Genomic DNA, 12,057 nt, shown 5'->3' on the forward strand with positions numbered 1-12,057 from the left:
CTTTATTAATTATAATTTATTAACGATATAGTTGACAACAAAGGCATAAGAAATGCCTGCTAAGAATGCAAATCGAAGTAAAAATTTACCCATTTTGAAAAGTTCTCCTTCTTTAAATTTAATTACTCGATATGCCAACAAAATCAGTGGTAAGATGATAAGAATACCAAAATACCATGGCGTAATTTTATCCACAGGAGCATTAAGAAATTCATACCAAACACCAAAAACTGAAGCTGATAAGAATAATATCAGTACCACAATAATCACTTTGGCCCATTTTAGACCGATTACAGCAGGCAAACTTTTTCTTTTTATTTCTCGATCTCCCTTTAAGGAAAGCATATCTCGGATAAATTGACCAATCAACACTCCAAAAAATGCAAAAAATGAGAATGCACCAACCCAATACATCAGGTAATTAAAATTGGTTTTAGAAGCCAGCAAAACATCAGCATAAGTTTTATTCAAAGGTGGTATTTCATAAATAACAACCAATAATGGCACCGCAGCAACAAGCATTGCCATAAGAATACTTCCTAACAAAAAGTAATACTTATAAGAAGTTGAATAAAACCAAAGCAAACCTCCAGCCATAAAAAATATGAACACGAACTGCCAATGTCCTACACTGTATGATACATATCCACCAAGCAAAATAGAAATTCCAGTTAATACCTGATGCATTAACAAAGCTACTCTTCTGGTAATCTTCCTTCCTACAATTACATCTTTCTTGTTGAAACGATCGGCCTTAGTATCAAAATAATCGTTAATGATATAACCTGCGGCCGCCATACAAACTGTTGCTACAACCAGAATGGCGAAATAAACATCGGAAAACTGTAGCTTAATTCTATTAATCCCCAAAATTGGTTCTACAATAAAATATCGCATTACATACTGAACCAATGCTATTATCAATAGGTTTGGAAAACGAATTAGTTTCAAAAAATTACTCATGATTTAAGCTTTTTACCGAGTCAATATCTCCTTTGTAATTATTCATCGATAATTACTATCTCTTAATTGTTTTAGATGCTTTGTATATTTGTATCAGACTCGTACCACTTTGAGTGAGCTCTTAATACCTGCTCGATTACATCACGCACACATCCATATCCTCCATCTTTATCTGATATGTAATTTGATATCGCTTTAATTTGCTCAACTGCATTTGCAGGACAAGTAGGAACCCCTATTCTTTTCATCACTTCAAAATCAGGCAAATCATCGCCCATATACATGATATTGTCCGGATCTAAATCATGCTTTGCTATGAAATCTTCGAAATCCTTAATTTTGTTCTTCGACGCCATGTAAACATCAGTCATTCCTAATCCGCGGTAACGTTTTTCAACAGCATCGGAAAAACCACCAGTAATAATGGCTACAGGATAGCCTTTCTTAATTGCATACTGAATGGCATAACCATCTTTGGTATTTGCAGTACGCAACATTTCACCATTAGAGTCAATCACAATCGATTCGGTTGAAAGTACTCCATCAACATCAAAAATGAAAGCCTTCACTTTCATTAAATCTTCCTTAAAAAAAGCCATATTTTATGTGTGTAAATTGTTCTATTTCTTCTCTGAATGCATCTTAAAAATGCTTTCACTGACAAATCTATATAATATTTGAAAATCAGGTAAATTTTTTAGCTCATTCTCATGTTTTGCCATGATTTCTTTATCAAATCTGATTGCAGGTCCGGTTTGTGCAGATATCGGATCAAGCTCTTGTACCTTTTCTGCAGTTTCTTTAATCAACGGCTTCAATAAATCGAAATCCACATCCTTCTCTGCCAACAACTTTTGCCCTATGCTATACATGTGATTGGCAAAATTGCAAGTAAATACTGCCGACAAGTGCAACTGTTTTCTTTGCTCAGAATCAATTATGTGAATGTTATTTGAAATTCTTCCGGCCAGCTCCATCAAATCAGCCTGTAAACCCAAATTATTGGATTCTATGCAAATGGGAATGTTTGAAAAATCAACCTTTCGGTTTTTTGAGAAAGTTTGTAATGGGTAAAACACTCCGTAACATTCCGTATAATCATCGAATACATCCATAGGAATGCTTCCTGCAGTATGCACAACATCGCCAATAGGTATAGGCATTTGATCCAATACCGACTCCAGAGCGTTATCGCTTATCGCACAAATGTACAAATCGGCATTTTTAGCCAGATTACTGATTTCAGTTATCGCAATAGAGTTCACCTTATCGGCCAGTGCTGAAGCGGATTGTATGGTTCTGCTATAAACCTGTAGGATATTTACTCCGGCATCATTTAGTGCAATGGCCAATTGTGTGGCCAAATTTCCTGCTCCCAGAATTACAACTTTGTTAATCTTACTCATAGTTTTATTTTATCCCCAATTCCTCGGGCGATGCAGCAATTTTCTTCAAAGGCACTTTTCCTTTATCAATCATTCCAAACAATTTATGGCAACCTTTCACCAAATCTTCATACATATCCTCAGCTACCAATACCAATCTGTCCTCTAAAAAATCGAGATGATCGGCCTCTTCGGGCTGGTTCTCTCTAGAGCAAAGCAACAAAGATTTACTTGGCACAAAAGAATGTGTTAGCTGATTTCTCAACTTATCGTACAACCAATGATCTTTATTCACTGCTCTATAATCATTTCCCATAAGGATGTTTAATGATTTTGAGAATCGTTTTGAGGATTGGGCACGAGCCTTTAGTGGCTTGTTATCCATAAAGCACCCTAAGGCTTCAATGGCTTGTCCCATAACAATAAACGAAAAGAAATAGAATCCTTCCTTCTGAAGTCGTCCTATTTCATCAATAAAAATCCGTTTAATAAATTCTTTTTCTTCTTCGGCTTGCGATTTATCCATGTAGCAAATATACAGATATTATCGAATTGCGTTTACTCTAATGTTGATGCTGTGAGCTTCAATTTCGAAGCTTTCAACTCAGGTATCGTAGCTTTGAGCTCCAACTTCGAAGCTATTTTCTTCGACATCGAAGCTTTTTACTCTGAAACCGAAGCTCGGAGCTACAAGTTCGGAGCTTTTTGCTCCGATTTCGAGGCTTTGAGCTCCGATTTCAAAGCTATTTTCTTCGGTGTCGAAGCATTTTGCTCTGAAGTCGAAGCTTGGAGCTGCGAGTTCGGAGCTTTTTGCTCCGGTTTCAAGGCTTTCAGCTTCGATGACTACCAATAAAAAATGCTGCCTCGAAAGACAGCATTATATTCTTTTATCCTTAGCTTACCCTTAAAAGGAAAACTGTAAACGAGTTTGAATCATGTTGAAATTTTCTTCTCCGTTTAGAGAATTTTCATCCAAATCAACATTCGTAAAGTGGAATTTTACCAATACGTTGTGATTTACATACCAGGTACCACCAACAGTAATGTCCTTTTGCTTACCTCCCATTATCAGAGCATCGCTATCGTTTAAATCGGTTTGATTGTAACGCGCCAGAAGTTCCACCGAACCTGGACCTGGTTTAGCCAAACGAGCTGATTTCATTTTGTATTTGTAGTTACCCCCTTTTACAAGCCATCCGACTTGTGTATAGAAACCATTGGCAGAATAATCTTCGAAGTTCGACTTGCGATTTACTTTAGCAGAGATATATTCTCCTTGAATGGAAAGTGGACCTTTAGCTGCAATCATTTCAAATCCATATTTAATTTGAGATTTTGCCTCTTCCACTCCCGCACTAATAAATTTGCGATCTTCGATATGTGTTGCTGCACGGGAACCATATTTAATAGAACTTTCGCTTTGGTAACTTGCATAGTACCCATAACCATTCAACTCTTCAATTTTATCAACCGATCGGTAAGTTCCTGAAATACCAACATGAAAGATATGATCTTTCGAATATGGTGTAAAAACAAATCTACTGGTTATGCCATAACCTTCATCCGTTCTTTTATTGGAATTGTTAACATCGCTACCAAACAAGCCTGCTTCCCAAAAAGTTTTTTCGCTCCAAGTTGCGTAAGAGAATCCTAAATTTCTGCCTGGTCGGAATGCCTCTACAGTACTTGAAGCATGCATAAACTTGGTAGTTTTTGAGCTTTCGGTTTGTTCAATTCCAAAAGGCTCCAAAAAATGACCTGCTCGTACAAAACTGTTTTTGTTGATTTTATACATCAACCAAACATCTTTCAGTGACACCTTTCCATTGGCAAAACCAATATTAATTTTAGCATTCCATTTCTTCCAAAGATCGGCTTTCATCAATAAACGGATGTCTCGAATTTCCGATCCTGATCCCAAATCTGTTTTATCATCAAAATAAGCTGCAGCATCCATGTATACACGTCCTCCCATTCCAAATGAGAAATGACCATCCTCAGTTGCAACTTTTATGGAGCCTTTGTTTACACTTAACTTTAAGTCATTAGAGTTTTGTGCGAATACACTTCCCATTAGAAATAAACAGAAAGCAATTAGGTAGTACTTTTTCATTGTTAGTTGTTTAGGATTATAAATTGTAATTCACAATGTAGCAAATTGTAATGTTAGATTAAGAATAAATTATACCATAAAAAAATAGAGCTATTTTAAGCTCTCGAATAGTTTAGGTATAATGCCGATATAACCGGGCAAAAATACAAACAAAAAAATGGACAAGCCATAGCCTGTCCATCAATTATAATCGTATCAAAAATTCTTAAAACTTAAACTCAAGATTTACATATAGTAAAGAGTTGGTATCGATACCTTCTTGTTTAAAGTTAAAACCTTGGTAGTTAAATGCTACTTTTACATTTTTAACTGGAGCATATTGAACACCTGCAGTAATTGCACTACCGTTCTTAGCATTCCACTTTTCAGTTTCGCCTTCCAATGTGTTTGAGGTTAGGTAATCGTATCTTCCGAATATTTCCCACTTTTTGTCGAATGTATAAGTGGAGTAAACAGACAAACCTTCCATATCATGATCTTCCGCAACTCTTGAATACTTCGTACCGTTGGTAAGCATGTTATATTCCGCTGCTAATCTGAATTTATCTGAGAACTTATATCCTGCAAAGAAAGCCAAAGCCGAAGTAGTTACGTCATCTTCGCTACCATCTTCTTGAGCTACCTTATCTGAATTGGCATCAACATATGCCTTAGCAATGAAACCTTTGTTTTTATATATTAAGCTCGCACCTACTCTTTGCTTGCCATCCTCGTCCTGTACTTTTTTATATCCTTCGCCATTAATCACAAAAGCATTTGCGGAAAAAGCATCGCTTAATTTAAAATTGGCTTTAATTCCTAAATCTGCGCTTGATCCGAAACCATACTGGTCGTTAAACGATTTCATGATGTAACGATATCCCCAAAATTTTTCCTGTTCTTTGAATTGAACGGTTCCAATCATACCTAAAGAAACCTTAACTGCCGAAGAAGCTTTCCACTCCAATTGTGCTTTTTTCAAGTAAGCGGTATAATCACTACCCCCATCGTTTTTCCCCACGTCTAGTGTAATACTAGCCTTTAATCCTTTTGCGATATTGTAATCGTATCCAAAATAAGCTCTTTTAATTTCAAAGCTGCTTTCCTGATCTTCACCATCTGTCATATCATAATGGTAGTTAAAAAACACTTTACCATTTACTTTTCCCGATGGAGTAAACTCTGATTTTTCTTGTGCTACAGCAGCAAATCCTAAAAATAGTGCAATAGCACTAATAAATAATTTCTTTCCTTTCATATGGTTTGTTTTAGTAGTATGTAATCTTAATGCAATTAAGTCGACATATTTCCTTAATAACTGCGGGCAAAACTAATTCCTTTCATGATTGTGACATGAAAAAATATTTTAAGGAATCGTTAATTCGAGTTAACGGTGAATTAACATTAGCTATCCCCCAATGTTTTCGGGAAAGAGAATAAAAAAAGAGGTTCCCATTATGGAAACCTCTTTACATTAAGTCTTAGACTTTATTATTTTTTGAAAATACCTAGGTCTTTCAATTCTGAAGATTGGATGTATTCAAGGTAAGAAGCAACTTTCGCTTTACCCATTTTAATGAATACTTCACATGATGCATGGTATTTGTCATTTCTTGTAGTATCAGTTAACAACAAGTATCCCATGATAATGTAACCAGCCATTTCTACCAAACGACGAGCATGGAAATCAAGGAAATCGTTGTGATCAGCAGTAGCATTAATTTCATTTACTTTAGCTACAGCCTCTTCGTACTTAGCAGTCATACCTTTTAGGGTAGTTCTTAAGTACTCGTACTGAGGATTCAAATCAGAAGCTTCGTACTCCTTAATTTGTCCTAAGTAAGCACCTGTGGTTACCCCGCGAATTGCAGCAACAACTTGCAACTGAGTGGTTCCTTCGTAAATGTTGGTAATACGAGCATCACGAACCAAACGCTCAATTGGGTAATCTTTCATATAACCCGAACCAGCGTGAACTTGCAATGAATCGTAAGCAATTTCGTTACAGAATTCAGAAGCAAATAACTTCAACAATGGAGTGAATACATCAGCTAATTTCTGGTATTTTTTCATATCCATTCTCTCATCCTTATCTAAAGAACGATCTTGAGAAATGTGGAAATATGCTTTGTAAACATCAACAAAACGAGATGTTTCATATAGAACTGAACGAGAAGCGTTCAATTTAGCTTCCATATTGGTAAGCATTTCGTAAACCGCAGGGAATTCGATAATTGCTTTACCAAACTGACGACGTTCTTTTGCGTAAGCCAAACCTTCACGGTAAGCAGCTTCAGCAATACCTACCGACTGAGCACCTACTCCTAAACGTGCACCATTCATCAATGACATTACGTACTTGATCAATCCCATTTTACGAGAACCAACCAATTCTGCAGGAGCATTGGTGAATACCAACTCACAAGTAGGAGAACCAATGATACCCATTTTGTGCTCGATACGACGTACTTTAACAGCCATGTGTTTCTTGTCGTAGATAAACATAGAAAGACCACGGCCATCAGAAGTTCCTTCCTCAGAACGAGCCAAAACCAATGAAACATCACCGTCACCATTGGTAATGAAACGCTTCACACCGTTCAAATACCACTGATCTTCTTCTTTGTTATAAGTTGCTTTCAACTGTACAGCCTGAAGGTCTGAACCAGCATCTGGCTCAGTCAAATCCATTGCAGCAGTAGCACCCTTTGCAAAGCGAGGCAAATAGTTTTCTTTTTGTTCTTTCGAAGCAAATTCGTGAATGGTTTCAGCACAATCCTGAAGACCCCAGATGTTAGCAAAACCACCATCGGCACGAGATACCAACTCTGCAGCCATTACGTAAGGTACAATTGGGAAATTCAATCCATCGTACTCACGTGGAAGAGACATACCAATTAAACCAGCTTTGGTTAATGCTTCGTGGTTTTCAGCAGTACCTTTTGCGTAGATTACACGGTCGTTTACAACCTGTGGACCTTCTTGGTCAACACCTTCAGCGTTAGGACCAATGATGTCACCACAAATTTCACCTACAATTTCTAAAGTACGATCGTAAGAATCCATTGCATCCTCAAAATCAAGAGGAGCATAATCGTACTTGTCTTTATCTTCGAAGTTGCGCTCTTTAAGTGCAACAATTTTTTTCATTAAAGGATGTTCCAGGTGGAACTTCATATCCTCGTTATCTCTATAGAAATTAGCCATTTCTTTTGATGTTTTTTTGTTAATAATTTAAGCTAAAAGAAATACAGATTACTTCGTATTCTCTTTGTACTGCTTAATCATTTTTGGTAATACAGTAGCAATATCTCCTGTAATTACATAATCAGCGAAAGCGTTGATTGGTGCATTTTTATCGGTATTGATCGCAATAACCATTGCCGATTCTTCCATACCAGCAGTGTGCTGAATCTGACCTGAGATACCGCAAGCGATATACAACTTAGGACGTACAGTAACACCTGTTTGACCAATTTGACGCTCGTGAGAAGCGAAACCTGCATCAACAGCAGCACGTGAAGCACCTACTTCACCACCAATCACTTCTGCCAATTCAGTTAAAAGCGCAAAGTTCTCTTTTGAACCAACACCATAACCACCAGCTACAATAATACCTGCGTTTTTGATGTTAACTTTCGACTTCTCCATGTGACGCTCGATTACTTTAATTACAAAGTCTTCTGGCTTCACATATTTTTCTACATCGATATTTTTAACTTTTCCTTTGTATGCGTCAGAAACAATTTCCTTCTTCATTACACCCTCGCGAACAGTTGCCATCTGTGGACGACAATCAGGGTTGATAATGGTTGCAACAATGTTACCACCAAATGCAGGACGAATCTGATACAACAAGTCTTTGTATTCTTTCTTGTTTTTCTTGTCTTCGTGGTCACCAATTACAAGACTTGTACAGTCAGCAGTAAGACCTGAGTGAAGAGCAGAAGAAACACGAGGACCCAAATCACGACCGATGCTAGTTGCACCCATCAAAGCGATTTGTGGTTTTTCTTCTTCGAATAATTTTACCAAGATTGAAGTATGAGGAAGAGTTGTATAAGGATACAAACGCTTATCATCAGCAATCCATACCTTATCAACACCGAAAGGCATAACTTGCTTTTCCACACCTTTTAATTCATGCCCGATTACGATAGCTTCTAACTCACATTTTAAATCGTCAGCTAGTTTTCTACCTTTTGTAAGAAGCTCAAGACTTACATCTGCAACCTGACCTTCTTCTATTTCGCAATATACAAATACGTTATTCACGGTATAATCTTTTTTAAATTTCACTTCTTCAGTGAACAGTGAGCAGTAAACAGTTAATTAATAATTAACTGGTAACCGATAACTGTTAACTGACTTGTTATCCAATAGTGTGGTTAGCAATTAATTCTTTCATTAACTCACCCATATCAGCATCGGTTGGTTCAAGAACCTTAGCCTCTTTAGCTTGGAAAACTACGTTTTCGATAGATTTCACTTTTGTAGGAGATCCTGTTAAACCAAGCTCTTCTGCATTCGTATCGATATCATTAACACTCCACTCGCCAATGTTTAGGTATGGACGATTGCTGTGTAGTGCAATATAATCTTCTGTTGCATTTTGCATTTCAGAAACCGCTCTAGCATGCTTGTATTTCATTACAAACTTCGCGTTACGTGGACGACACTCAGGAGCAGAAGCATTTACGGTAACAACCATTGGCAATTTACCTTCAACTGTTTCAACACCACGTTCTAAACGACGCTTCACAACAATTTTTCCTTTTTCTGCAGATTCGATATCTTCTGCATAAGTGATTTGTGGTAATCCTAGTTTTTCAGCAACCTGTGGTCCTACCTGAGCTGTATCACCATCAATTGCCTGACGACCAGCAATAATAACATCAATTTTACCCATTTTCTTAAGGGTACATGACAAAGCGTATGAAGTAGCCAATGTGTCAGAACCAGCAAATGCGCGGTCAGACAAAAGGATACCATTGTCGGCTCCGCGGTATAGACCTTCACGAATAACTTCCGCAGCTCTACCTGGTCCCATGGTTAAAAGAGTAACTTCTGTGCCTTCGTACTTATCTTTCAAACGTAATGCTTGTTCCAATGCATTCAAATCTTCAGGGTTGAAGATTGCCGGCAAAGCCGCTCTGTTCACAGTTCCATCCGCTTTCATTGCATCTTTCCCAACATTTCTCGTGTCAGGAACCTGCTTCGCAAGAACAACAATTTTTAAACCTTTCATTCTATATGTGTTTTTACATCAGTTTTGACGTTAATTTATTGAGATACCCCAAAATAAAATAATCACTCCTTATTCTGTATCTAAGTAAATCAACTAATCACTAATTATTATTTCTATATTCAGGTTTGCTCATTTCACAATTGAATTTGCAAATTTTAGAGCTTAGCAAATATAAAGATTAGAGTACTTAAAACAAATCTTAATTGCGCTTGGGAATTAGTTCATAAAAGACTCATTAATCCTTTTTTATTTTCCATGATAACAGTCTCTTAGAATACTACTATTTATCAGTGTCTTGTGATATAACTCTTCTTTAGAATAAATGATAAATTCAAAATAAGCAAGTCATTAATAAAGAAATAAATCGTTTATTTTCTTCATTGCTGGTCAACAACTCCCCTTACAATCTAATTAAAGCAGGACCCCAATGATTCGATTTATTAAAAATCGCTAATTTTGATCCAAATTGATTATTAGTATGATTACATTCTTAACCGCAATTACTGCATTGGTAATTGGATATTTTATTTACGGAAAGTTCATTGAACGCTTCTTTGGAGCCAATGATAACATTAAAACTCCAGCAGTTCGACTGGAAGATGGTGTAGACTTCATTCCTATGCCACCCTGGAAAATGTTTACCATTCAGTTTTTAAACATAGCAGGTTTAGGTCCTATTTTTGGTGCAATACTAGGTGCCATGTATGGTCCTGTTGCCTATATTTGGATTGTTTTCGGCTGTATTTTTATGGGAGCAGTTCATGATTACTTTTCCGGAATGTTGTCCATTAGAAACGATGGAGCCAGTTTACCGGAGATTGTTGGAAAGTACCTGGGGCTTCCTGCAAAAGTAATCTTGGCCATCATCACCTTTGCACTATTAATAATGGTTGGAGTTGCCTTTGTTACCGGTCCTGCCGGATTACTTAAAGATTTAAGTGGTGGTGGCTTACAATACTGGTTGTATGGTATTTTTGCCTACTATTTAATCGCAACCTTACTTCCCATCAATAAAATTATAGGTAAGATTTATCCCATTTTTGGAGCTTCATTATTAATCATGGCCTTTAGCATTGCAGGTGTCATGATATACAATGGATTTAACGGTAGTATACATCTGAGTGAATTATCCATGGATCAAATGAAAAACATGCATTCCAACCCTTTGCAAAATATCTTGTACCCTATGATGTTTATTGTAATATCATGTGGTGCAATATCTGGTTTCCATTCAACACAATCACCAATGATGGCTCGTTGCATGAAAAAGGAAAGCTATGGCCGTCCTGTATTTTATGGAGCCATGGTTGCAGAAGGAATTGTAGCCATCATTTGGGCAACAGCCGCAATGAATTATTTTGGAACAGCAATCGATTTAAATAATACAATTTCTTCTGGTCACAACCCAGCTTGGGTAGTTAATGAGATTTGTAATTCATGGCTTGGGCAAGTTGGCGCAATTTTCGCAATTGTCGGTGTAATTGCATGTCCTATTACCACTGGAGATACGGCCTTTAGAAGTGCTCGTTTGATGATTGCTGATTTCTTTAAGTTGGAACAAAAATCTTTAAAAAGTAGACTAATAGTTTCCATTCCACTCTTTGTATTGGGCTTTATACTTTCTCAACTTAGCTTTGGAACCATTTGGAAATTTCTTGGTCTTACCAATCAATTATTAGCCATGATTATGCTTTGGACAGCTGCAATGTATCTGGTAGAAAAGAAGAAAAATCATTTAATTGTCAGCTTACCCGCTGTCTTTATGACAGCCATTTGCGCTACATTTATATTGGTTGCCCCTAATAAAAATGCTGGATTCGCTATTGATCCATCATTGGGATACTCTATTGGGATTGTAATAGCAGTGCTGGTATTTACCTGGTTCCTGATAGCTGCGAAAAAGAGAAGTACTAAACAATCAGTTTTCAAATTATCTAAGATATCATAAAAGGAAGCTAAATGCTTCCTTTTATTTATGCTTGGCCAGTAGGTCCAAAGTTCATTGGAATCACAGGTCCTTGTGGTCCGTTATTTTCTTCTACATTCTTAATTGGTCCATGCATGCTTTCAAACTTGTGAATATTATCTTGCAAGGCCAGTAGAAGACGCTTTGCATGTTCAGGTGTCAATATAATTCTTGATTTAACATCGGCTTTAGGAACCCCTGGCATTACTCTTACAAAGTCTACCACAAATTCAGAGCTCGAATGTGTAATTACCGCTAAATTAGAATAAGTTCCCTGTGCTACTTCTTCTTTCAATTGAATATCTATTTGTCCTGAAGGCTTTTTATCACTCATAATGTATCTATTTTTATTGATTTCTGATCTACACTGGTAAAATTAGGAAATTAATTTTGAATGTTCTGC

The 12,057-nt window shown here is 36.8% G+C and carries 12 protein-coding genes; 2 read left to right on the top strand and 10 right to left on the bottom strand.

The window, feature by feature from the left end; all coding sequences use genetic code 11:
• Positions 1 to 9: 9 nt before the first annotated feature.
• From DF185_RS08695 to DF185_RS08710, 4 genes are all read right to left on the bottom strand, one after another.
• The gene (locus DF185_RS08695) at positions 10 to 963 is read right to left on the bottom strand and encodes a UbiA family prenyltransferase (protein ID WP_110360364.1); all 954 of its coding nucleotides are present in this window, start codon (positions 961 to 963) and stop codon (positions 10 to 12) included.
• Positions 964 to 1,034: 71 nt separating this feature from the next.
• Positions 1,035 to 1,562, bottom strand: a complete 528-nt coding sequence (locus DF185_RS08700; protein ID WP_110360365.1) for a KdsC family phosphatase — start codon at positions 1,560 to 1,562, stop codon at positions 1,035 to 1,037.
• A gap of 21 nt (positions 1,563 to 1,583) precedes the next feature.
• Positions 1,584 to 2,369, bottom strand: coding sequence for a Rossmann-like and DUF2520 domain-containing protein (locus DF185_RS08705; RefSeq protein ID WP_110360366.1), 786 nt, complete (start codon positions 2,367 to 2,369; stop codon positions 1,584 to 1,586).
• 4 nt (positions 2,370 to 2,373) lie between these two features.
• Positions 2,374 to 2,874, bottom strand: a complete 501-nt coding sequence (locus DF185_RS08710) for a hypothetical protein (protein ID WP_110360367.1) — start codon at positions 2,872 to 2,874, stop codon at positions 2,374 to 2,376.
• 51 nt (positions 2,875 to 2,925) lie between these two features.
• Between DF185_RS08710 and DF185_RS23490 the strand changes: the two genes are divergently transcribed.
• Positions 2,926 to 3,201, top strand: a complete 276-nt coding sequence (locus DF185_RS23490; RefSeq protein ID WP_133250004.1) for a hypothetical protein — start codon at positions 2,926 to 2,928, stop codon at positions 3,199 to 3,201.
• A gap of 51 nt (positions 3,202 to 3,252) precedes the next feature.
• Here DF185_RS23490 and DF185_RS08720 read toward each other — a convergent pair whose 3' ends face one another.
• The 5 genes from DF185_RS08720 to DF185_RS08740 form a co-directional block, all read right to left on the bottom strand.
• On the bottom strand, positions 3,253 to 4,461 hold the full coding sequence (locus DF185_RS08720) for an OprO/OprP family phosphate-selective porin (protein ID WP_110360369.1): 1,209 nt from the start codon (positions 4,459 to 4,461) through the stop codon (positions 3,253 to 3,255).
• A 205-nt stretch (positions 4,462 to 4,666) separates the two neighbouring features.
• A complete protein-coding gene (locus tag DF185_RS08725; protein ID WP_110360370.1) occupies positions 4,667 to 5,698 on the bottom strand; it encodes a putative porin in 1,032 nt (343 codons plus the stop codon).
• 233 nt (positions 5,699 to 5,931) lie between these two features.
• A complete protein-coding gene (locus DF185_RS08730) occupies positions 5,932 to 7,647 on the bottom strand; it encodes an acyl-CoA dehydrogenase family protein (RefSeq protein ID WP_110360371.1) in 1,716 nt (571 codons plus the stop codon).
• Between the two features lie 48 nt (positions 7,648 to 7,695).
• Entirely contained in the window at positions 7,696 to 8,715 is a 1,020-nt protein-coding gene (locus DF185_RS08735; protein WP_110360603.1) for an electron transfer flavoprotein subunit alpha/FixB family protein, read from the bottom strand.
• A 97-nt stretch (positions 8,716 to 8,812) separates the two neighbouring features.
• A complete protein-coding gene (locus DF185_RS08740; RefSeq protein WP_110360372.1) occupies positions 8,813 to 9,688 on the bottom strand; it encodes an electron transfer flavoprotein subunit beta/FixA family protein in 876 nt (291 codons plus the stop codon).
• Positions 9,689 to 10,166: 478 nt separating this feature from the next.
• On the opposite strand from DF185_RS08740, the gene DF185_RS08745 reads away from it, so the two are divergent.
• Positions 10,167 to 11,636 carry a carbon starvation CstA family protein gene (locus tag DF185_RS08745; RefSeq protein WP_110360373.1) on the top strand — a complete coding sequence of 490 codons (1,470 nt, stop codon included), beginning with the start codon at positions 10,167 to 10,169 and terminating at the stop codon, positions 11,634 to 11,636.
• Between the two features lie 25 nt (positions 11,637 to 11,661).
• Here DF185_RS08745 and DF185_RS08750 read toward each other — a convergent pair whose 3' ends face one another.
• A complete protein-coding gene (locus tag DF185_RS08750; protein WP_110360374.1) occupies positions 11,662 to 11,988 on the bottom strand; it encodes a DUF3467 domain-containing protein in 327 nt (108 codons plus the stop codon).
• Positions 11,989 to 12,057 lie beyond the last annotated feature (69 nt).

The organism is Marinifilum breve, from assembly GCF_003202155.1.
Classification (GTDB): domain Bacteria; phylum Bacteroidota; class Bacteroidia; order Bacteroidales; family Marinifilaceae; genus Marinifilum; species Marinifilum breve.